Origin of the sequence: Oryzibacillus soli (assembly GCF_051594765.1) — a bacterium.
Taxonomy (GTDB): Bacteria; Bacillota; Bacilli; order Paenibacillales; family NBRC-103111; genus Paenibacillus_AR.
This window is the reverse complement of record NZ_JBPPGJ010000006.1, coordinates 250,605-274,342: the sequence shown is the minus strand read 5'-3', so window position 1 is coordinate 274,342 and position 23,738 is coordinate 250,605. Positions and strand designations below refer to the sequence as shown.

Genomic DNA, 23,738 nt, shown 5'->3' with positions numbered 1-23,738 from the left:
TGTGTTGTTAATAAAATCATTAATTATGTTATGTTTACATTACCTATATTACCAGCCCCTTCCTGTTGTTTCAAGCAAAAAAAAGAGACGGCACATGGCCGTCCCTCTCTTCCGAAGCCCGTATCCGTAATCGCAAGATTTAATTCATCCAACCGAGCTTCTGCAGCATCCGCAGCAGCATGACTGCAGCTTGGGCCCGGGTCGCTTGAGCTTGCGGCTCGAAGGTCGTCTCCGTCACGCCGTGAAGGATACCGGCTTCGACGGCTTCCGCGACGGCGGACTGGGCCCAGCCTGCGATGGCACCTTGATCCCGGAACCTTGCCGGGTTCTGGTCTGCCTGCGCAGCGGGCTTCAGGCCAATACCCGTCGCTTGGACGGCCCGGATCACCATAACGGCCATCTCTTGGCGGGTCAACAGCTCATCCGGATGGAAGGCCCCATCGTTGAGTCCTTGGACCAATCCTGCCTTGACGGCGGCGCCTACCGGACCGGCGAACCAGTCTCCCTCGGACACATCTGAGAACCGGGCGGCAGACGCTTGTTCCGCAAGACCAAGCCCCCGGACCAGAAGCGCCGTGAATTCAGCCCGCGTGATGGCCCGCTCCGGGGCGAAGTCCGTTCCGCTTACTCCGTTCACGAGCATCTTGGAGGCCATCCGCTCCACCTCCTGCTTCGCCCAGTGTCCGGACAAATCGGAGAAGGTTTTGGGCCGCTCCGCGATGGTGTAGATGCTGTTTCCGTTGCGGATGATGGTGGCTGTCGTCTGTCCGTGTCCGACGGTGAACGCTGCCGGCACGAAGGACCAGCGTTCCGTCAGCGGATCATAGAGGAGTGCCGTCGCCCGATCCGGGTCCAGCTCCGCAGGGACCGATACGGTGCGTGCTACGAAGGTGGTGCCGAAATCCCGGATGGACAGGCTTTTGCCGTTAGCCTCCACATGAACGCTGAAGTCCACCGGACTTCCGGCCAGCCTGATGCCCGATTGGGCCGCCTTCTCCTCCATGGTCTTCTTCTGCAAGCCGCTTACGGGGCCCAGGGTAATGGCAAGCTGCATGTCCTCGAGGGCGGCTCCCAGCGATTGGGCCAGGCTCTCCAGCTGAACCGCTTGGACCGGCAGCCGGTAGCCGACCGCACCAGCTTCAATGTAGAGGAAGGCATCCGGAGCGCTCTTGGCCGCACGAAGCACGGGGCCGGCAGGCAGCACCGCCGTCAATGGGCCTTCCGATGCCTCGGCATGGATCGTGATGGTCGGGTGAGATTTCCCGCTAATCATATCCAAGGCTTGCTGAAGCGCTGCGTCGGGAACCTCCATCTTGGAGCTCTTGGAGCCGTCCGCTTGCGTCTCGACTGCAGCTGTGCCGGTCACCTTCACTCCACCGGCTACCTTCACAAGCACGAGGGTTGGTGAGGAGCCCGGCGGATTGCCATGGGGCTGACCGTTGGATGTTCCAGCGGGCTGGCCTCCCGGCTCAGTGCCCGGCTGGCCTCCAGGCAGATTCCCCGGCTGGCCGCTGGCCGGTCCCTCCGGTTCTCCGCCCGTGCCCCCGCCGCCGTTGCCCCCACCGTTGCCGCCGCTGCCTCCGTCATTCCCGCCGCCTCCGTCCGGGGTCGAATCCGCAACCGTGACCACGACTACCGGATCCAAGCCGCCGCTGAAGTCGAAGGTGAGCCGGAGTGCCCCGGCGGGCTGTGCGGCTAAATACTCCTTCTTCAGCGTAAACCGGTTGCCCGATACCGTGAAGTCGGTCCCTTCAACCAAAGCCGTGGTGCCGTTGCGTATGGCCAGCCACCCGTTTCCGTTGAAGACCGCATTTACAGTAATGTCCTTATGGTCCGGCCCCTCCGCATATCGGTCGAAGACCGCCGTCGCCGGTGTAACCGACGCATTCGCGGATACGCTGCCGGAAGGATGGGTGATGACGACAAGATACGGCTTCTTGACTGCATTTTCCTTGGAATAGACGTACAGCTTCCTTCCCACCAGCACCTCCTGGACCAGCGCCAGGTCCAGCGCCGTGCCGTTCTGCAGCTGTTCTCTGGCGTAAGCCGTCACGTCGAAGGCCTTCTCAGCTTCCACATTCGTAAACCGGACGGGGCCGGTTACCGCTCTCCCCAGCGCCGGCTTGGTGCTGTAGCGGGCGGAGCCTTCCTCCCAGCTTCCCAGCACCGGCTTCAGCACCGTATCCACGAAGGTGCCGCTGGAATCATCCAGCTTACCTGTGGCATAGAGCTTCACCGACTCGATGTCGCCCGTGATGCCGCTCAGATCAAAGGTGAAATACGCCTCCCGGTAATCGTCTCCTCCGGCGTTCTTCACATTCAGCTTCGTATCGGCGCCGTAGACGTCTTTGTCATAGACACCGGACCGGACGAAGGTGTCCTTCACCGGGCTCAGCGTGACGACTGCCGGCTGGGCGGAAGGCACCAGGACCTGGAGGACCGCCGCCCGGGTGACGCCGCCCAGCGTAACGGCAGCCGTGATGCGGGCGGTCCCCGCTCCTGCGCCGGTGACGGTTCCGGAGGAATCAACCGCCGCCGTCAAGTCATTGCTGCTGTAGTAGACGATCTCCGCCCCGGTCAAATCGGCGGCTCCCGCATCGTCCATCCGGGCGGTCAGTACCGGAGACAACGATTCTCCCGCCTTCACGACAGCGAATTCCGTATCGAAGGAAGCCGACGCCAGCGACGGAGCCGCAAACTCGGGCTCGGCGGCGGCCGCATCATACGTGAAGACCACATTGTGGGTCTTCCCCAGCTCCACGGACGTATCCACTACGAATTGAATCGTCGGGAACAGCCGGATCACGTGGACCGTGCTGTCTGCACGGAGTACCCCCGTGCCTTTCTTCTTGATCTCGAAGCTGATGCTTCCCTGCTTGTGGGTCGGATCGGAAACCGCCAGCTGCAGGCTGTTTCCCGATTCCTTCATCATAAGCGAGGAGGCGTGGTTGGCCTTCACCATGCCCAAGATGCCCCGCTGCCAGAAGTTCATGCCCGTGATTCCCAATCGGGTGTCCTTAGCGGCTTGAACCTCCTTGGTGTTGGCTACAATGGTGACGTCCGGATGGGCGCTGTAGGCGGCCACCTCCCCGGACGTTTTCTTCGGCAGCTGGATGTAGCTGTATGCCGCATCCTGAGGTTGGACCCCATGGTCGAACCATAGAGTCATGTAATTTCGGGTATGCCAGAGGTGGAAGAAATCGAAGCCCGCTGCCGCTTCCGATGCCGGACCGGTTCCGCCTTGGGCGAACAGCCCCATTTTCAACCCGGTGTTCAGGCGGTCCGCCCCTGCCATGGGATTGATGAAGGTGCCGAGAGGCGCTCCCCAATCGGATTCGCTGCCGGAAGCGTAAACCGTGTAGCGGTCCCCGCTCTTGTCGATCTTCAGAAACACGTCCCCTGTAACGGCAAGAGGGAATTCCCGCGTCTCCTCCACGCCGCCCGCTTCACTGACTGCGAGGATCCCGATCCCCTGCGACGTCATGCCCTTCGCCAGGTAAACGTAGTTGTCGTCATCCCTGCGGATAAGAATCCCCGCTTCGTGGCCCGCTGCAGATGGGGTGAAATCTACCGCCGTCGTGACATAGAAGTCTTCCTTGGGCGTTGCGGTCTGGAACAGGTTGGCCGTGGAATTGGCCGGTCCCTTCAAGGTACCCGGCTGGGTAGAGATGCTGAGCCGGCTGCCCGTGAAGGCGTAATGCGTCTTATCCTCCCGGATCCAGCCCCAATAGGACGACCGGGTAGTGCTGTTGAATTCGTCGTTGCCCGAGATGATGAAGCGCTCGTTGATATCCTTGGACTTGCCGGACCGTTCCTCCCGGAGCATCCGCAGATCGGCTCCCCCGGGGAACACATACCCGCCCGTACCGTCCAGATGAGCCCAGCCGGCGCCGTTCAACCCGGTCTCCTGCCCCATCGGCGCGGCGTTCAAAGCCCCGTCCACGGTCAAGGCGTTGTCGCCTGCGGAATTCAAGGTCCGGTTCTCCACGATGGTCTCAATCGGCCGGCCGGAGCTGCTGTTGATGCCTGCGCCCAAGGCGACGATCTCATCATCGAACAGGAACCAGGACTTCTTGGCGGATACATCCATATCCGAATAATGATGCTGCTTGAAGTCCATACCGGCCGTGCCGTACTGGCGGTCCAGCGATACTCCGCCGGTCCAGCTGGTGGACATCAGCTCTCCGTCCCCCTGGAACTTGCTCACGTCCACATAGGGACGGTTGGCGGTGCTGGAGGCAGGACGGTTCACATCGCGGTCCACCGTAATGCCGGGCAGCCGGCTGGGATCCGCCGTGATCCAGAAGAGGGACAGGTAATCGAGGGGATCCAGATACAGCTGGGTCATCCCGTCGGCTTCATACCAGCCCTTCAGGTTCTCGTTGTTCACCGTTTCATAGTTGGCCATCCGGTCAGAGTGCATGGAGATGCTGTAGAGCCAATCCGCCCCCCGATGCACCACATTGTCCTGGTTGTAGAAGCTGAAGTTGCCCTGGGGCGGGCTGTACGGCTCCACGGACGAGTCGCCCAGGATTTGCTTGGCCTTCTGCATGTTCCAGATGGTGGCCGTGCTGAGATATGCGTTGGTGCTGGCCTCTTCGATATGGTACTTGATGGCGCTCTTAAGCCGGTCCGTATACGGATTGCCCGCCATCTCCACTTGAAGGAGCAGCGCATTGACAATGGCAAAGCCGCCGAAGGAATAGTCCCTCGAGATCTCCCGGCCGTCGATGGCATTGATGATCTGCCCCTTGTACAGATTGGGCTCGAAAGCCTGGAAGTACCAATCGAAGATGTTGCTCTTCCGGGGATCCGTGTTATCCCAGGTACTGCCGCTGACAAGCCACAGCGTCTCGGAGATGTCCGACAGCAGCGCTTTGCCGTACCCGCCTGCGTAAGGGAAATAATCGTGCTGGATGAAGGAGCCGTCATCGTAGAATCCGTCTCCCGCCTTCACATTGGGGAAGACCTCGTTCAGGCCGTCGGAGCCCATCCGGATCTTTGCGCCGTCCTTGCCGGTGATGCCCCGCAGCATCAGCACCTTGCTGATATAGACCCGGTTAGCCCCTGTCCGCGTAACCGTCGGGTTATTCTTGTCGATAGCCCGGTTCAGCTTGCCGACCAGATCCGGGTAGGGGCTGTGCGATATGGTCTCGTACAGGAAAATCATCGAATCGTTGATGTTGTTCGGCACGTTGACGAGCCAGTCGAACCAGTTGTCGTACATGCTCTTGGTTTCGTTGTAGCGTGCCGTATAGAACTGGTTCCAGCCCTCGAGAATGTCATGGAGCATGGCCTCATTCTGATAATAGGCCGAGCCGTAGGTCGCCCACTGCTTGGACATGGTCCGCAGCCGGCTGGATGCTGTCGCCAATTCCCCCGACTTGGTCGTCGAGATCAGATCCGGCCAGGAATACGTATTCTTGTTCATGGTATCCCAATAGCTCTTCGCATCGGCATCCTGGGTCGAGATGATGAGCCGGATGTCCGGATCGTCCGGATCATAAGGGTCGTCGGGATTATAGCCGGTCAGCTTCTGGACATACTTGATCCGAAGCGCGTCGTACTCATCCTGCGCCGCCGGATAGACCCGGACCGGCACCGGTGCGGAATCGCGGGTGACCCCGTCCATTGTAGCGGACACCCGGACCTGGAACGGCCCTGCATATACGGCCTGGGCCACGCCGATGCCGGCGCCGCCGAACACCAAGCCGCCGCCGCTGCTGCTGTAGCTGACCGTGGCATGGGACAGGTCTGCAGGCGTGCCGTCCTTCATGGTGCCCTGCACCGTGAAGGCGATAGATTCACCGGGCTTCAGCACTTCCTTATCGGCTGACAGTAGGATCTCCTTCAGAACATTGGGCTCCGTGTAGACCGCCGTATAAGCGGCCCCCGGGGAGACATTGCCTGCCGCGTCCACCGTCTTCCACGTGAAGGTGTAGGTGCTGCCCGCGGTTAGTCCTGTGACCTGAATGCGTTGGACCCCACGGGATACGGTTCCGATCAGCTCCGCACCGTTATAGATCCGGACGCTGGAGTAATCCGCATCCGCCGGATCCGTCCAGGTCAGCGTGTACTCGCCGTTGACCAGTCCGGCGGCCGGATAGGTCACCTCCGCCGGAGGCGTACCGTCGGCGGAGAGAAGGACGGAGGACGTACGCGTGACGCCCTCCAGCGTCACGGAGGCAGTAATGACCGCCGTCCCGCCGGAAACAGCCCGGACAACCCCCGTCGAAGGGTCATCCACAACCATCGAGGGACTGTCGCTGGTGTAGGTGAAGGCGGCCCCCGCCAGGTTCGCCGCCGTATTCGTATCCAGCATTCCTGTGACGGAGAGATGGGCGGTCTCGCCGATGCCCAGGGACATCCTATCCGCCGTTAGCGACACGGTCTTCAAGGCAGGCGTGCCGTTGATGACCAGATAGGGCTTCGCCTTATGGCCGGGAACATCCTCGATGGCCGTCGTCCGGGCTTCGACCCGGAGCAGCGCGCTTCCACCGGCCAGCGCGAAGGTGGCCCGCTTATCGCCGGATAGCTGGCTCCGGATGAAGGACGTCACGTCCAGGCTCTGCCAGCCTGGCGTCGACTTGCCGGGGAATGTCAGGGAGCCGATGGGCGTATTCCCCGGTCCGGGCTTCGTATTCCAGGTAAGGGTGCTTTCGGTCCAGTTATCGGCATTCGGGATATCCACCCCATAGACCCGAGTGGTGACCGTAGCCGTATTGTTCTCATCGTTCCGCCCGTAGAGGTAGAGGACCGCCGAGGTGATATGTTCCGGATAGTTGGCCAGGTCGAACTGGAGATAGGCCTCCCGAGGCGACGTTGTGCTGGTCTCCTTGACGTTCAGATAGCCGGGCTTCGCCGTCTCCCCGCCGTTGATCTGATTGCTGTAATCCGGTGTTGGGCTGGACGGATTCGTCTTTCTCACGTAATTGTCTTGAACCGGTAGGACGGTATACTGCTCCGGCGCAGCGGCCCGGGCGGAGGGGATGCCCATTCCGGCGAACAGGTTGCTTACCAGCAATACGATAAGTGCGACGGACAGATGTCTTCCTGCGACCTTCCCCATTCTCAGAGCCTCCTTGTTCCGGCAGCCGGGAGCGTGCTGCTTCCCAGTACTGCTAGAACTTCATACTGTTCTCCCTCCGCATATGGCAGAAGGGAATCCTGCCAATGCTGCCCGTTGACGAGGATGCTGGCCAGGCCACCCGACACACCCTCGGGATTCTCGACGGTGATCCTGTACCGGGCGCCCCGAAACTCCTTGGTAACCTGATAACCGCTCCACTCGGCGGGGATGCACGGATCGAGGAGAACCCCTTCCACGGTGGACCGGACACCGAGGAGGTACTCCAGGGTGGTCCACAGCATCCATCCTACCGTACCGGTGGAGTTGTGCAGGCTGGACTGCCCGAAGTTGGGCGAATCCTTCAGACCGAAATAGAAGTTAGGGACGAAGATCGGCACCTGCAGATTCCGTTCCGGAGGATTCTCCGGATTCGTCGGCAGCGTCTTCATGATGGTCTCATAGGCTTGGGCACCCCGTCCCACTCGGCAGTCGGCGAACGCCTTGAACATGGAAGCATGGCAGTAAATCGAGCCGTTCTCGGTGGTGCCTGCCAGCTTGATGCTGATCCGTCCCCACTTGGGATTCCACTCGGAGAAGGCCGGGTCCAGCAGCAGCGGACCTGCGGCGGTATCCAGGCTGTCGATGGCGGCCAGGCATTGCTCCAGGCGCTCTCCCCGTGCGGCCCCGCTCATGATGGCCCAGGTCTGGGTGTTCAGGAAAAGCTTGCCTTCGTCATCCTTCGCGGTCCCGAAGGGATCCCCCTCGTCATCGAAGCCCGCCACATACCAGAAGCCGTCCCAGCAAGTATCGTTGATGGCTTGGTCCAGCCGGGCAGCGATCCGCCTGAGGCGGTCCACTGCGGCAGCATCTCCTCTCCTCTCGCAGAGCGGCAGGAGAGAGCGGATCGAATAGAGCAGCGCCATGGTGCTCCACGCGGATTCGCCCCGGCCGAGCCGTCCCGGTCCGTTGATCGGATCGTTCCAATCGCCATGCCCCATGAGGCATAGGCCGTGGGCGCCGATGTCACCGGCCATGTACTCGGCGGCCAGCAGGAGATGCTCGTAGATGGATGCGGTTGCCTCCGAATCCTTGAAGCCGACCTGACGGTCCAGCAACGAGAGCTCGCCCGCTTGATGAACGAGAACCAGGAAGCAGACGAGGAGCCAGACCGGTCCGTCCTTGTGCTTCAGGAGACAAAGCTTCTGGGGCGGGGAGCCGTCCGTCATGATCCATTGCTTAATATAGCCGCTGCGCTCCTGATCCTTCAGCACCGACTCCATGTAGCCCAAGGCGCCCTCCGGATCCACCATGGCATAGCCCAAGGCATCCTGCAGCTGGTTGCGGATGGGGCAGTAGCTGGTCATCCGGTTGTTTCGGGCCTGCATGACGATCTGCTTCTTCAGCCAATAGTTCATGAAGTGATTCAGGTCCTCATCCGGCGTTTCCACATGGAAACGCTCACATACCTTCCTCCAATAATCCTCCACCTCCTGCAGCAGGACCGGGAAGCCCTTCTCCAGAAGCTTTAACTTCCATGCCTTCACGTCCTCCATTGTACGGCCGCAGCCCAGAACCAGATGGACCCCCTCCTCCGTTCCCGGCTCCAGGGTCCAGACATGCTGGAATGCCCCTATCGGGTTCACCGATTCGGCCAGCGTATTCGAGCACCGTCCGTTCTCCAGCGCCTCCGGAACCTCCGTCGGATCGTCCGTGCCGAAGAAGCGCCGCTCGCTGCAATCGTACGATTCCACGGGCCGGTCGGAGAAGAGATAGATGAGATTGGAATGATCTTCGCACTTCTCCTTCTCCTCGTAGAAGACATGATACGGGAAGGAGAAGCTGGCCAGCACCTGACTGTCCGCGTCGAATTGGCACTTGCTGCCCATCACCCCGCCGTTCTCGATGGAGAAGGCGGAGAACAAGGACAGGCGGCGTGCCCTGCCGGACTCGTTCTTCAAGGTGACGCTCCAGATTTCACACATGCCCTCCCGGGGAACGAAGACCCGGATCACCGCCGTAATCCCTTGATGCGTAGACCTAAGCTCCGTCCATCCCAGGGAATGGGTGCACCGGAACGACTCCCGTCTGCCCTTCAAGGGTTGGTAGGCAGGACACCACACTTCCCCCGTTTCCTGATCCTGGATGTAGAAATATTTGTACCCCTCGCCGTTAAACTCGCGGTAATTGGGCAGAAAGCTCATGCTATTCCCTTGGCCCGTCTGGGAAACCTCCATGTAATAGGTATCGTTGAAAAGGTAGTTGAACCACCGGGACGGGGTCTTCGGCGTATGGATCTCATATTCCATCCCGCCCTTGGCAAATTGACCGTACATCATCCAGACTCCTCTCTCTGCCACAGAGGCAGTCCAGCGATGTGGACTGCCTCTTATGAATTGCGTTCAGACCGCTCTTATTTCTTGATCTTCGCGTACCACTCTCTGGCGCGCTTCGTGACCTCTTCCCCGCCGGACTTATTCCACTTCTCGACGAATTCATCGAACTTGCTGATCGGGTATTGGCCCAGGATGATCTTGGTTGCATACTCCACATAGAGCGTGCGGTTGTTAATATCGGCGAAGCCGTCGTAGATGCTGGCAGGCAAGCCGTCGCCGGCAATGGTTTTGACGTACTTCTGGTTTTCCTTCATGTTCCGGGTATTCTGACCCAGCGCCCACGCCCGCTCTTCCGAGGTGGCCGTCTTCAGCAGGTTCGACTTGTAATCCAGGGTATCCAGATCATTGTAGGGCGCGAAGAGCTTGTTCTCCTGCGTGCTCTTGTCCGGCACGATGGACACCTTCTTGCCGTCCTTCACCTCATGATGCATGCCCTCCGCTCCGTAGAACAGATCCTCCCACTTGGACTTGTCATACAAGTTGTTCAGGAGCTTCATGGTGGCCAGAAGCTTCTTCTGATCCTTGTTGTTCTTCACGACCCAGACGGGGTTCTGGGTTTTCTTCAATGTATAGAAGCCCTTGTAGCCCGGTACCTCCGGAATCGGCAGAACGGTATAATCGCCCTTCACGTTGGTGTTCTTGAAGATTTTCTCGATGTGGCCGCCTGCATCCTCCGCCCAGTGGTAATAGATGCCGACCTTATCGGAATCGATCTTGCCGTCCCACTTGGCCTTGTTGTTCAAGAGGGTTTCCTTATCCAGCAAGCCGTCCTTGTACAGCTTGGCGATGAATTCCAGGGACGCCTTCATGTTCGGAGTGACGGCGGAGTAGGTCAGCTTCCCGTCGTAGATGTCCCAATCCGGCTTGCCCTCGTTCATAGCCACGCCGTACATGGCGAAGAGGTGGTCCATCCAGGCCGCCTGCTCTCGTCCCCCGGTCGGAATCTCATCCTTCTGGCCGTTGCCGTTCGGATCCTTGTCCCGGAACGCCTCCAGCACCTTAACGAAGTCCTCTTGGGTCTTCGGCATGGGAAGGCCTGCCTTATCCAGCCAATCCTTGCGGATCAAGCCGCCCATTCTGCCGTAATCCAGCACGCCCGGCACATAGTAGATCCGGCCTTGGCCCGTTGGGTCGTTGGCCTTCACGATCTCCCACACTTCCTTCGGAACGGCGTTCCATAGGTTAGGCGCATACTTGGGAAGCAGCTCCGTCAAGTCCGCAATCGCGCCGTTCTTCGCCAGGCTGGCCTCGATGCCCTGCTGCGGGAAGAACATATCCGGCATTTCATTAGCGGCGATCTTCATATTCAGCTGGTTCAGATAAGTGGTGCCGCCGTTCCATTCCACATAAGGATGCAGGACGCCGACGCCCAGCGTTTTCTTATAAAACTCGTACAGCTTGCTGCCCTTCTCAATGGGCTTGTAGCCCAGATTCGTGTACCAGATCTCCAGATCGACGATTTCCTCTTGCCCGGCGCTTGCCGCCGGCTTCTTGGATGTCTCTCCCGCTTCTTCCTTCTTGCCGCAGCCGCCGAAGACGGATGCCGCCATAACAGCCGTTAACGCAACGGCGCTCATCTTTTTCCAAGACATGTGAGAGTTCCCCCTTAAGGATGGATGTAATCAATATCTAAAAGCACTTGGGCTTCTAAACCGGTTCTGGCGAAGCTGGAATCAGCCTTTTACGGAGCCGATCATGGCTCCCTTGACGAAGTACTTCTGGAGGAACGGGTACACCAGAATGACCGGGATGATGGCGAACACGACGGTGGCCGATTTCAGGGTGCGCTCGTTGTAATTTATATCCATGATGGACTCGACGAATGGCATTTCATTCGGGTCCGAGATGAATTGGCGGATCTTGATCTGCAGCGGGAACCAATCGGGATTCTGGATGAAGAAGAGGGGATGCTGGAACTGATTCCACACTACCACGCCGTAAAAGAGGGCCAAGGTGGCCAGCACGGCCTTGGACAGCGGTAGCACGAACTGGAACAGCAGCCGGAAGTAGCCGCAGCCCTCCATAAACGCCGCCTCCTCCAGCTCCTTCGGGAACTGCTTGAAGAAGGTCCGCATGATGATCAGATTGAAGGGATTCAAGACATGGGGCACCACGAGAACCAGCGGGTTGTTGTACAGCCCGATTCCCCTTACCGTCAGGAAGTAGGGCACGATCGGTGCCTTGAACACCATCGTGATCACTACGGCCACCATCAGGATACCGCTCGGCAGGAACTCCTTCTTGGATAGCGGGTACGCCAGCAGAGCGGTGACGAGGAGGGCGGCGGAGGTGCCGATGAGCGTGGTGGCGAGCGTCAGGAAGAATGACCGCCACAGATCCGACCGCTCCAGCAGGTAGGACCAGGAATCAAAGGTGAACTCCTTCGGCCAGACGGTGACCAGATTCAGGTCCACGGCCCGGCTTGAGCTGAACGAGACGGAGATGACCGACAAAAGCGGGATTAACGCGATGATCGAAAAGATGCTGAGACAAACCAGAATGCCGAAGCCGAATGTCTTCTCTCCCCTGGACATGAACATGATTACCAGAGCCCCCCGTCCGAAACTTTCCTAGACAATCTGTTGAAGGTGAACACCAGAACGAAGCCGATGACCGACTGGAACAGTCCCACTGCGGTGGCGAAGCTGTACTGCGCTTGCTGGATACCCGTCCGGAACACGTAAGTGTCGAGGATATCGCCGGCGCTGTAGGTCATCGGCGTCAGCAGGTTGTAGACGTGGTCGAAGCCCAGCTCCATGAAGTTGCCGATCTCGAGGAGGAACAGTACCAGGACCGTTGGCAGCAGGAGCGGAAACGTGACGTACCGGATCTGCTTGATTCGCGATGCCCCGTCCATCATGGCCGACTCGTAGAGCTGGGGGTCAATGGAGCTGATGGCCGCCATGTAGACGACGGTGCCCCAGCCTGCGTCCCTCCATAAGCCGGTCAAGACATAGACCACACGGAAGAAAGAGCTCTCCTGCATGACGAGAACCGGATCGTACCCGAACCAGCCGATGACGACGTTGAACAGGCCGTTTACCGCAAACAGGTCGAAGGCGATGCCCGCCACGATAACCCACGAGAGAAAGTGCGGGATGTAGAGGGCGGTCTGGATTCCCTTTTTCACCAAGGCGTTCTTGACCTCGTTGATCATAAGTGACAAGAGGACCGGAACGGGAAAGACGAAGACCAGCTTCAGGAAGCCCAGGATCAGGGTGTTGGAGAACACCCGTCCGAAGTCCGGATAATGCAGCAGGGTCTCAAAGTGCTTGAAGCCGGCCCATGGACTGTCCATGATGCCCTTGAAGACGGAATAGTCCTGGAAGGCAATCAGCGAGCCGGTGAGCGGGATGTACTTGAAGATGACGATAAAGACCAGCCCCGGAATCGCCATCAGGTAGAGAGCTCCGAATCGCCTCATATTGTCCCAGAGCCTTGCGGCAGGGTTGAGTGCGGTCCGGCCGACCGACGGCTTGCCTTTGGCAGACAGTGTGGTTTGCATGTGGTTTCTCCCCATCCTTCTTATTTCTATTTCTAGGTGAATCCGTTTTCATGTCTAAAATATACCCGGATTCCCCTTGAAGCACAAAGGGGGATTTTTAAGTTTCCACCATGCCACTTTTAAGCTTTTCGACAAAAAACGCCCCATTTCCCATAGGACGGGAAGGGGGCGCTCCTGCTTTTTTCTACGGCTTGCATTTTTTTCTATATTCGCTGGGCGTACAGCCGTTCTGCTTCTCGAACAGCTTGCTGAAATGGTTGGTGTCCGAGTATCCCACCGTCTGGCAAATCTCGTACACCTTCAGGTCCGTCTCCTCCAGCAGCTCCTTCGCCTTGGCCATCCGGACTCCCACCAGATAGCTCAGGTACGTGTCTCCCGTCTTCTCCTTGAACAGCTGGCTCAAGTAATACGGATTCAGGAAGAACCGGGCCGACAGATCCGCCAGGGTGATGTTGCCCGCATAATGGGCCGCCACGTATTCCTTGATCTCGGCGATGACGTCCTTCTTCCTCGGAATGCTGCGGAGCTTCTGGGAGATGATGCCGTCAATGGTCCGCGTCACTCCCGCCTTCAGCTCCTCCATCGTCCTGCAGCGGGCAATACCCTCCAAGGTCAACAGCTGCCTCCCGTCAAAATCCCCCAGCTGCATATATGGCATCCGCATCATGCCGGCCAATAGAATCATCGAGCATATCTGCTGAAGTGCCTCCAGGCTCAAGGCGCTCTCCGACTCGATGGACCGGAAGATCCGGCCGATGACGGCGGCGCTGCCTGCAGCATCCATCTCGTCGATGCACTTCTCCAGGGAGCCGATATCCTCCTCGGTCACGCTCTTGGTGCCGGAGGCCAGCCGTTCGATGTCCCCGTAGGCGATGACCGCTTCGGCCCCCTTGATCACCCGGTAGCGGAGCGCCTGCTGGGCCTCCTCGAAGGAGCGGCCGATTCCGCCCAAGATGGGATAGGCTCTGCCGATGCCGGCGGATACCGGACAGCCCCATTCCTCCGAGACGGCTTCCTGCAGCTTCCGGACGGTCCGGACGAGAGCCGCTTCATTCATCTCCTTCCCTTCCATGACCAGGACGGCCAGCCGGTTGCCCGCATAGCGGATGGCTTGGACCCGTCCGTAATGGCGGAAGATCTGCTCCACACGAGTCAGCTGGGACTCGGCGCGGTCTTCCCTCATCCCCTCGGATTCCCGGTCCGGCTCCAGAAGCAGACAGGCATAGAAGCCTCCCGGGACCAACCAGCGAAGCTGCTGCACCTCGCTCCCATGGACATTCACGTCATAGCCGTTGTCCAGCATATCACGGAGCACGTATTCGCTCCACTGCCGGCTCTGCGCCCGCTCGCCCTCGATCTCGGCAATGACCTTGGTGACGCACTCCTCCAGCTCCTCCTCCTCCACCGGCTTGTTGATGTAGAACTTCACGCCCAGCTCGATGCCCTTGCGGGCATATTCGAATTCCGCGTACCCGCTCAAGACGATGAACTTGGATTTGCAGCCGGCGGCCTTCAACCTTCGGATCATCTCCAGCCCGTCCGCTTGCGGCATACGGATATCCGTAATGACGATATCCGGTGCAAGCTCCAGCACTGTCTGCAGGCCCTCATTGCCGTTATGCGCCGTCCCGACCACTTCGCACTGCGGCAGATAACGGCGGACGATGGTTTGCAGGCCTTCGATGATCCCCAGCTCGTCGTCTACGATTACCAGCTTCAGAAGGATCGCCTCCTCTCTAGTCTCTTCTTGGAATCAATAATTCCACGACCGTTCCCTCGCCTTGGGCGGATTGCACCGTCAGGTAGTACCGGTCCCCATATTGAAGCTTGATCCGCTCCGCGATGTTCTTCAGGCCGATGCTCCGGCCCGGGGTGTCCGGAAGCTCCTCCAGCTTCCTCTTGTTCGCCCCCGCCTCCAGCAGGCTCCGGTTCAGGGCCTCCACCCGGTCCGGCCCCATCCCGAGCCCGTCATCCGAGATCCGGATCCGAAGGTCGCCATCCTCCGTCGCTTCCCCCTCCAGCACGATGTTCATTTCTCTGCTGTAATCGACGAAGCCGTGATTCATGCTGTTCTCGACGATCGGCTGGAACACCAGCGGCAGAATGGAGCAGCCGAGCAGTTCTTCCTTAAGATGGACATGGAGCTTGAACCGGTCGGCATAGCGGATATTTTGGAGCTTCAGGTAATTCACCGTATACTCCAGCTCATGGCGAAGTGTGTGCTGATGGGCATCCTTCCCCAGGGAGAGGCGGAACATCCGGGCCAGGATCTTGATCATCTCCGCAATCTCGTCCTGTTCCTTCACCAGTGCCTTCATCCGGATGGACTCCAGGGTATTGTACAGCATATGGGGATTGATCTGATGCTGCAGCGACAGAAACTTGGCCTGTCTCTGCTTGATCTCGGCCAGATATACCTCCTCGATCAGGGTTCTGATGGTGACGATCATCTTGTTATAGCTGTGAACCAGGCTCCCCATCTCGTCATTGGGCATCTTGTTCTCGATTGGCTCGTACTGTCCCGCCTCCGCTTGTCTCATGCTTCTGCGGAGATTCATGATCGGCCGTGTGATGTAGGAGCTCATTCCGTACGAGATGACGATGATGACCAGCAGGCTTACGGCAATAACGAGGAGCGTCGTCACCTTCATCTTGCCGATCTTCAGGAGCAGCTTTTCCCGGGGAATCTCCGTGGTGACGACCAGCTTGTCTTCGCCCGTGCCGCCGGTCAGCACGATCAGATCCTTCCGGTCCTCCGGGGCCTCCGTGGCCTCCAGGTCGCTTGCGGACAGCTGCTTCCATGTCTTCCGGCCGCTGACCAGGTCCGAATGGTACACCAGACCGCCGGTCCGTGTGCGGATGACCACCCTCATGTCGTAGCGGTCACGGGCCACCATGAAGTTCTCGTTCAGCTTCAGCAGCTTGGAGGGATCCAGGTCCAGAAGCAGGACCCCCGCATAAGTGCCGTTGGCGTTCAAGAGCACCCGGCCGACGGTGAGCACGGCCCCTTCGCCCCTGTCCTCGTAGTAGGAGCGGTCGTGAAGGGGAGTGATGAACAAGGTATCCTCCGGGTTGGGACCCGGCTTGTACCAGTTCATCTGGAGCAGGAGGCTTTCGTTCACCGTGGTGGAGTTGGTGGAATGCTGGTAGACGTTATTCCCCCTGGTGATCAGAACGAGGGAGCCGACCTCCGGCTTCAGGACCGCCATCCTCATCAAGATCCGGTTTATCGTATTCTTGTTGGCGATGAGCTCCTCCATGGAGAGACTCTCCTCATTCCCCAGCCGGGAGAGAATGTCGTTATCGATCAAGACGGACTTGGTCACCCGGTCGTATTCATTGATGAAGTCGTGGATGGAGGTCTCGATCTGGGACGTGTAGAGCGACGCGAATTCTTGGGAGGCTTCCTCCAGACTGTCTGCCGACTGGTAGTAAATGATAAGACTTACGATTAGGAGCGGAAGAATACAGACCAAGATATAGCTGGCCATAAATCTCCGATGCAGCTTCATATGCTGAACACCGGACAGCAAGCGGCGGATCCGTCTTATTAGGGCCATATGAACGTCCTTTTGGAATCGTATTGGTGATGCCCTTATCTTAGCATCCTGAATCTAGGGTGACAATGTGCCGTGCCGGCAGACAGCCAACCCATATTTCCAACCCCATTGACCGGGAAGTGAACCGGATTCCGGTATTACCCGTCCATATGGAAGAACCAAAGAGGAGGGTCCATTCATGAGACCGTTAGGGAGACTGCTGACTCCTGTTATATCCTTAAGCATCCTGCTGGCGGCATGCCAGGCGGGCCGGACCGGCCCGGAGGCCGTGGGTCCGGCATCGGCGCCATCGGTGCCTGCCGCCACCGCGGAGGCCTCGTCACCGGAGCCTGGAGACTCCGTGCTGGACGCCGCCGGCCTGGCCGGCTCCCAGCCGGATGCGGCGGAGAGTCTCGGCGTCACCCTGCCTGAGCAGGACATCAGCCTGCTTCCAGCCGAGCCGGAGGGCGCCGTGCTGCGGATTGGCTCCAAGGAGCGGCGTATGAACTGGATCTTCACGACTCCTAGGAGGGTCCTTCCCGTCTTGCAGGTCCACGATTACGATGCTGACGGAGAAGCGGAGTTGGCCGTGGTGCTGTCGATCGGCTCCGGAACGGGAGTTTCCGTCGAAGAGCTCCATCTCATCGAATATCAGGGCGCCGAAGCTGCCGGAGCCCTGCCATTCGCCGACCATATCTTTAAGCCGGAGGAATACCTGGGGGCGATTCGGGAATCCATCGTTTTTCAGAAGATAAGCCGGAACGGTGAATGGTTGGGACAGATTCAAGCCGGCGGCCGGACCGGCACGATTCCATTGAGCGACATGGTTAAGGAATACGGAGTAGCCCACATCCGGGATGAACTGGGATTCGGCAGCATCGTCCATTTCCGAGCGGAGGGCGGGGACCTGGTCTTCTCCGCTGCGATCGGACTCCTGATCGAAGGCGTTGCGGAGCCTCAATATATCGGCACCGTTGAAGCTCCGGTGAGCTACGCTTCCCGCCACTTCACACTGGGCCCGTTCCGCTACATAGAGGAAGGGTAATCCTCCCGAAAATAAAGAGCCATCCGGCCGGGCTATGTCCCGGAGCGGATGGCTCTTGTATATTTAGATGCCTTGGATCAGATCGCTGATGCGAACCGGCTGTCCGGTGCGGATGGCTTGGTTGCCTGCGATGCCGGTCATGATGGAGCGTGCGCCGTCAATGTGGTTCGCCGCGCGGTTGAACACGTCCTCGGAAGGGGTGCCGAACAGGTCGTTCAAGAGGACCGGGTCGCCGCCGCCGTGGCCGCCTACGCCTTCCACCACGTCCACCTCGTACGGTGCGCCGAACATGGGGAACACGGTGATATGCTTGCCCTTCAGCGCGCCCTCCAGCGCCTTGTCTCCGCCGGAGTTGACGTAGGATTGCTCGACGATGCCCATCTCGATGCGGCCTTTGGTGCCGTTGAAGGCGATGCGGTAGCCCTCCCAAGGCATGTAGGCGTTCAAGGAATAGGTCAGGATCGCCTTGTTCTTGTAACGGACCATAACGCCCATGGTATCCTCGATGCTGATTCCGTCGCCGAAGACGCTCTGGTCGCGCTGGTAGCCGTCCTCATGTTCGGCATCCAAGTACATGGCCTTCAGGTTCTCGTTCTCGTCCATGTGTAAGGCGAAGTGGTCCTTCTTGGCAACCGGGTTGCCGGTGGCGCGCTGGTAGAACTCGGTTACGCCGCGCTTCTCCGCATTCTCGCGGCCGTAGAAGAGCAGATCGCCGAAGGCGAACACCGTTTCCGGCTGGGAGCCGATCCAGAAGTTCACCAGGTCGAAGTGGTGGGTGGACTTGTGGACCAAGAGGCCGCCGCTGTTGCGCTTGTCCCGGTGCCAACGACGGAAGTAGTCCGCGCCGTGCTGGGTGTTCAACAGCCACTCGAAGTGGATGGAGGTCACATTGCCGATGACGCCGGAAGCGATTAGCTCACGGGCCTTGGTGTGGTGCGGGGCATAGCGGTAGTTGAAGGTGACCCGAACCTTGCGGCCCGTCCGCTCTACGGCGTCGAGAATCTCCTTGCACTTCTCGGCGTCCACGGTCATGGGCTTCTCGGTGATGACATCGCAGCCCAGCTCCAGCGCGCGGATGATGTAGGTATGATGGGTCCGGTCCACGCTGGTGACGATGACGTAGTCCGGCTTCTCGGTCTCGATCATTTTGTCGAACTCGTCGGTTTTATACGTGCGCACGGCCGGATGGCCGTATTTGTCGGTCAAGAGCTTGTTCGCGTAATTCATGCGGGTCTGGTTGATATCGCAGAAGGCCAACAGCTCCGAGGTTTCCCGGAAGCTCTCTGCAATGGCTCCCCAGAAAAACTGGGCACGCCCTCCGATACCCACTTGAACATATCTTTTCTTCGCCATTTCCTCTTATCCCCTCTCCGGATCTCGCGTTACGATAGATCATCGTGTACGCTTACAATGTACCTCAACGCGAGAATCATTTCTCCGCTTTTACGCTCAATTTATCCACAAACCCCGCTTTTTTTGCTATAATAATCAAAAAGTTATTCGAAAGGGGGCTCCTTTCTTGAGCATCCAGCAGCTGCCGAAGGCCCTCCGCTACGGCGGCCCTCAAGGGCCGCTCCGCATCGAGTTCGACCGCCGGACCGGGCATTATTCCATGGATACCAATCATTATCATCCTGCGTATGAGATCTATTATTTATTCTCCGGTGAACGGAATTATTTTATCAAGGACAGCGCCTATCCCGTCCACCCGGGGGATCTGGTCATCATCGACAGCGCCGCCGTCCACAAAACCTCGGACATGGGCGTGCCCAACCATGAACGGATCGTCTTCTACTTCGAGCCATCCTACTTCGAGGCGTATGCTCCGGAGGAACGGGAGCTGCTCCTGTCCCCCTTCTCCAAGGGCATCCCTGTGCTGCGGCTCAATCTGCAGGAGCGGCTCCAGGTGGAGGAGCTGCTGCGCTCGCTTCTAGTGGAGCTTCAGGAGCAGCCGCCCGGCTATAGTCTGCATGTCCGGCATATGACAGGCGAGCTGCTCCTCTTCACCGCTCGGCAAGCCCGCAGAGAAGAGGAAGCCCCCCTCTACGAGCCCTCCCCGGTCCAAAAAAAAATGACGGACATCGTCCGTCATATCAATGCGCATTATGCGGAACCGCTGGACCTCGACTCGTTGTCCAAGCAGTTCTATATCAGCAAGAGCCATCTGAGCCGAGTATTCAAGGAGATCACCGGCTTCAGCTTTACGGAATACGTCACTACGACCCGGGTGAAGGAAGCGGAGCGGCTGCTCCGGGAGACCGAGACAAGCATCACCCGGATCTCGGAGCTCACCGGCTTCGAGAACTTCTCCCACTTCGGGAAGATCTTCAAGAAGCTGACGGGGCGCTCCCCCCGCTCCTACCGGAATCTCTACCGAAGCTGACCGGTTCGCCGGTCAGCCGATGGCCGTTACTTCCTGCTTGCCCACAAGGGAAGCAAGGAATACTAAGGCAAGACCTTGCCCCCAGCCCTGGATCCGCTTGTTAGGCACTTCCTTATAGCCTTGGGCGTCATTCATCACGGCGGTGCCGGCGGATACGCTCTGAACCGTGCCGTCTTCGCCGATGCGGCTCAGAATACCCTGAATGGACTTGTTCACGTACTTGTTGTAGATGCGGCCCCGAGTCAAGAGCGCCGCGGCGATGGCGGCAGAGCCGGAGGTTTCCACATAGGACGTCGGGTCGTTCAGCACCGTATGCCACAGGCCCGACTCCTCGTCCTGCAAGCGCACCAGGGCGCTCAGCTGGTCCCGAAGCGAGCAGTCGATGACCATGTAGGAGGGATTCTGTACCTCGATGAGTCCCAATGCCCGGGCCATGGTGATGGAGGCCCAGGAGTTGCCGCGGCACCAGTAGATGCCCGACATATGGTTGCCGGCGATATTGTCCCAGCCGTGGTAATACAGGTTCGTCACCGGATCCTGGAGCACATTCTCATGCCCGTGGTACTGCTTGATGCCATCCTCGTAATAGTCGGCCCGGTTCAGCATATGCCCGATCCGAAGGAGGAAGTAACCGGCCATGAACATGGTGTCCGCCCATGCCTGCTCCGGGAAGCTGTACTTGCCGCCGTTGACCGTGTGCTGGAAGATGCCGTCGCCGAAGCGCTCGGCGTCATGCTTCAGGAACTCGGCCATGTCGGTGGCGACGCGGATATATTTTTCCTCTCCGGTATGCTTGTAGAGGGTCAAGAGCGTATGCCCGATGGAGACGGCATTCACAGTCAGCTTCGGCAGCCCGTCCTCCAGCTGCTCGTCGACCCAGGCCTTCAGCAGGTCCAGATACTCCTGTTTCCCCGTCGCCTCATAAGCTTCGGACACTCCGTAGAACGCCACTCCCGCCGGCCAATCCCAGTTGAAGTCCATCCGGAAGGTGCGCTGCACCACCCGGTCGATGGCGTCCTTGATGACCGCTTCGTCTATCTGCAAGGCTGGCATGTCGGTTTCTCCTCCCATATCTCTCTCTTATCCCTTCAGACCGCTGGTGCTGATGCCTTCTACGATGTACTTCTGGAAGATGAAGAATACGATACAGATCGGGGTCAGCGACAGAGTCGCCATGGCGAACAATCCACCCCAGTTGTTGACGGATTCGGCATCCAGGAACAGCTTCAGAGCCAAGGATACCGGATAATCCTCCGGACGGTTCAGGTAAAGCAGCGGGCCCAAGAAGTCATCCCATCTCCAGTAGAAGGAGAAGATGGTGGAGGTCACCATCGCCGGAACGACCAGCGGCAGAATGATCTTGAAGAAGATGCCGTATTTGCTGCAGCCGTCGATCTTGGCCGCCTCATCCAGCTCGTGCGGGATGGTGCGGATGAACTGCATGATCATGAAGATGAAGAATGGTGTCGAGAACCAGTGCGGAACGATAACAGGCTTGAAGGTGCCGAGCCAGCCCAGCTTCGAGTACATGACGTACTGCGGAATGACGACAACGTCATTCGGGAGCATCATCACGCCCATTACGCAAGTGAACCAGATGGCCTTGCCCTTAAAAGGAATTCTCGCAAATCCGTATGCGACCAGAGCGGAGGAGCACACCGCGCCGATGGTGGACAGGGAAGCGATGGTCAGCGAGTTCTTGAAGAAGGTGGCGAAGGTGGTGCCTGCGAAGCCCGCCCAGCCGGAGCTGTAGTTGCCGAATTCAAGGGAGCTCGGGATCAAAGAGTACGCTTTGGTGAAGATCTCATCATTCGGCTTCAGCGAGCTGGAGATCAGCCAGAAGATCGGGTACAGCATCACGATCCCCAGAACACCGACGCAGAGATGGTAAATGTAGGGCTGCAGCTTTTTGTTGAGCGCCATGTTGTTATTCTCCCTTCGACTCGTAGTGGACCCAGAACTTGGACGTTTGGAAGATCGTCACGGTAATGACCGCGATGATGATCAGCATGACCCATGCCATGGCGGACGCGTAACCCATGCTGAAGAACCGGAACGCCTTCTGGTACAGGTACAACGAGAACAGGAGCGTATTGTCCAGCGGTCCGCCTTCCCCGCGGGAAATGATGTAGGCCGGGGTGAAGGTCATGAAGGCCGAGATGGTCTGCATGATCAGGTTAAACAGGATGATCGGGCTTAAGAGCGGCAGGGTAATCTGGAAGAACTGTCTGAGCTTGCCGGCGCCGTCTACGCTGGCCGCTTCGTAATAGGAGACGGGAATGTTCTTCAGACCGGCCAGGAAGATCAGCATGGAGGAGCCGAACTGCCAGACAGACAGGGCGATGAGCGTGTAGAGCGCCGTGCCGGGGTTACCGATCCAGTTGGTGGTCGCGTCGATGCCGATAGCGCCCAGGGCCGAGTTCAGGAGGCCTTTTTCACCGAAGATCTGGGTCCACATGATGGAGACCGCAACACTGCCGCCGATCAGGGAAGGCAGATAGTAGGCCGAGCGGTAGAATCCGACGCCGCGGATCGCCGCCTTCAGCAGCATCGCCACGATCAGGGCGAACGCCAGACGGAGCGGCACGCTTAAGAAGACGTAGGTGAAGGTCACCTGGAAGGACTTCATAATCTTCTGATCATCGGTGAAGATCTTCTGGTAGTTCTCGAAGCCGACCACATTCGGTGCATCCAGCAGGTTATAGTCGGTGAACGAGTAGTACAAGGACGAGATGATCGGGAACAGGGTAAAGATCAAAAAGCCAAGGATAAAGGGAGCTGTAAAGACATATCCGACGACATGATCGTTATCCAAGAATTTGGAAAGTCTCGACTGACGTCCGACAGCGCGCTCGTTGATGTTGGCTTTGGCGAGGTTCATGGGCTTCTACTCCTTTTTGGCGGTGTCGTTCGGTGTTGATCGTGAACCGCTTCCATACTTGTATTATCCGCTAATCGGCCTTCCCTTTGAATCGAAAAAACCGTCCTCATTGTATAAAAAACCGATTAGTTGCCGGGGGTTTGAACCCGGAAGGTGTGACTCCGGTCTTGCATTCTTATCTGGAATTGGGTATAAAGCCGGATCATTCCAAACGGGTGATCCGCTTTGTTGAATCATGCCGTTATATGCCGAGCGGTCACCCTCCAATAACCTCCCTGCTTCAGGGCTGCAAGTCTTCGTTCTAATCGAAGCACTTACCCCACAGCCACCCGTTGGCAAAAAAAAAGAGCCCTCATCAGGGCTATTCGGGACTCTGGTGTCAAAGCACCTTATAATAAATGACGGTTCCGTCCAGCTTCCCCCCGGCGGACCGGGCATATCCCGGAATCCGCCCCGCCTCCACATAGCCGAGGGAGCGGTACAAGAGATTGGAGGGATCCCCCTCGCGGGTGTCCAAGACCAGGAGGGTGCGTCCCAGCTTCGCAGCCTTCTCCTCCGCCGCCAGCATCAGCCGCCGGGCCAGCCCTCTTCGGCGGGCCTCCGGGAGGACCATCAGCTTGGCGACCTCGGCCCGGTGAGAGCCGTTCGCTTTCATCGCAAGCTGCAGCTGGACCGTGCCGACAATCCTCCCGCCGTCTGCAGCAATCCACAGATGGACGCCCGGCTCCAGCACACCGGACCAATACCGCCGTGCTTCCTCCGGGGATACCGGTGGCAGGAAGCCCACGGAAGCGCCGTCCGCCACCACTTCCGTCAACAGCTCCGCCAATCCGGCCAAGGTGGCCTCGTCCATTCGAACACACTCCGACAGCTTCGTCTCATCCATCATCCTCGTTCCTCCTTCATTCGGTGCCAATTGAATG

Annotated in this window: 14 protein-coding genes; 2 read left to right on the top strand and 12 right to left on the bottom strand. The window is 58.8% G+C overall.

Annotated elements, in window-relative coordinates; translation table 11 throughout:
* Window positions 1-139 precede the first annotated feature (139 nt).
* The 7 genes from ACSEXW_RS10540 to ACSEXW_RS10510 form a co-directional block, all read right to left on the bottom strand.
* Entirely contained in the window at window positions 140-7,069 is a 6,930-nt protein-coding gene (locus ACSEXW_RS10540; RefSeq protein WP_438446090.1) for a polysaccharide lyase family 8 super-sandwich domain-containing protein, read from the bottom strand.
* Window positions 7,070-7,071: 2 nt separating this feature from the next.
* Complete coding sequence (locus ACSEXW_RS10535) at window positions 7,072-9,402, bottom strand: GH36-type glycosyl hydrolase domain-containing protein (RefSeq protein WP_438446089.1); 2,331 nt, start codon at window positions 9,400-9,402, stop codon at window positions 7,072-7,074.
* Window positions 9,403-9,479: 77 nt separating this feature from the next.
* Window positions 9,480-11,054, bottom strand: coding sequence for a type 2 periplasmic-binding domain-containing protein (locus tag ACSEXW_RS10530; protein ID WP_438446088.1), 1,575 nt, complete (start codon window positions 11,052-11,054; stop codon window positions 9,480-9,482).
* Between the two features lie 81 nt (window positions 11,055-11,135).
* Window positions 11,136-12,002, bottom strand: coding sequence for a carbohydrate ABC transporter permease (locus tag ACSEXW_RS10525; protein WP_438446087.1), 867 nt, complete (start codon window positions 12,000-12,002; stop codon window positions 11,136-11,138).
* 2 nt (window positions 12,003-12,004) lie between these two features.
* Window positions 12,005-12,886, bottom strand: a complete 882-nt coding sequence (locus ACSEXW_RS10520; RefSeq protein ID WP_438446134.1) for an ABC transporter permease — start codon at window positions 12,884-12,886, stop codon at window positions 12,005-12,007.
* 265 nt (window positions 12,887-13,151) lie between these two features.
* Entirely contained in the window at window positions 13,152-14,675 is a 1,524-nt protein-coding gene (locus tag ACSEXW_RS10515; RefSeq protein ID WP_438446133.1) for a helix-turn-helix domain-containing protein, read from the bottom strand.
* A 28-nt stretch (window positions 14,676-14,703) separates the two neighbouring features.
* Entirely contained in the window at window positions 14,704-16,527 is a 1,824-nt protein-coding gene (locus ACSEXW_RS10510; protein WP_438446086.1) for a sensor histidine kinase, read from the bottom strand.
* A gap of 178 nt (window positions 16,528-16,705) precedes the next feature.
* Between ACSEXW_RS10510 and ACSEXW_RS10505 the strand changes: the two genes are divergently transcribed.
* Window positions 16,706-17,551 carry a hypothetical protein gene (locus ACSEXW_RS10505; RefSeq protein WP_438446085.1) on the top strand — a complete coding sequence of 282 codons (846 nt, stop codon included), beginning with the start codon at window positions 16,706-16,708 and terminating at the stop codon, window positions 17,549-17,551.
* A gap of 63 nt (window positions 17,552-17,614) precedes the next feature.
* Here ACSEXW_RS10505 and ACSEXW_RS10500 read toward each other — a convergent pair whose 3' ends face one another.
* Complete coding sequence (locus ACSEXW_RS10500) at window positions 17,615-18,904, bottom strand: Gfo/Idh/MocA family protein (RefSeq protein WP_438446084.1); 1,290 nt, start codon at window positions 18,902-18,904, stop codon at window positions 17,615-17,617.
* A gap of 166 nt (window positions 18,905-19,070) precedes the next feature.
* Between ACSEXW_RS10500 and ACSEXW_RS10495 the strand changes: the two genes are divergently transcribed.
* The gene (locus tag ACSEXW_RS10495; protein WP_438446083.1) at window positions 19,071-19,934 is read left to right on the top strand and encodes a helix-turn-helix domain-containing protein; all 864 of its coding nucleotides are present in this window, start codon (window positions 19,071-19,073) and stop codon (window positions 19,932-19,934) included.
* 12 nt (window positions 19,935-19,946) lie between these two features.
* Here the strand turns inward: ACSEXW_RS10495 and ACSEXW_RS10490 are convergent, their stop codons facing one another.
* The 4 genes from ACSEXW_RS10490 to ACSEXW_RS10475 form a co-directional block, all read right to left on the bottom strand.
* The gene (locus ACSEXW_RS10490; protein WP_438446082.1) at window positions 19,947-20,987 is read right to left on the bottom strand and encodes a glycoside hydrolase family 88/105 protein; all 1,041 of its coding nucleotides are present in this window, start codon (window positions 20,985-20,987) and stop codon (window positions 19,947-19,949) included.
* A 27-nt stretch (window positions 20,988-21,014) separates the two neighbouring features.
* Window positions 21,015-21,791, bottom strand: coding sequence for a carbohydrate ABC transporter permease (locus ACSEXW_RS10485; RefSeq protein ID WP_438446132.1), 777 nt, complete (start codon window positions 21,789-21,791; stop codon window positions 21,015-21,017).
* Window positions 21,792-21,861: 70 nt separating this feature from the next.
* Window positions 21,862-22,815 (bottom strand): carbohydrate ABC transporter permease, encoded by a 954-nt coding sequence (locus ACSEXW_RS10480; protein ID WP_438446081.1) that lies wholly within the window; start codon window positions 22,813-22,815, stop codon window positions 21,862-21,864.
* 379 nt (window positions 22,816-23,194) lie between these two features.
* Window positions 23,195-23,704, bottom strand: a complete 510-nt coding sequence (locus ACSEXW_RS10475) for a GNAT family N-acetyltransferase (protein WP_438446080.1) — start codon at window positions 23,702-23,704, stop codon at window positions 23,195-23,197.
* Window positions 23,705-23,738 lie beyond the last annotated feature (34 nt).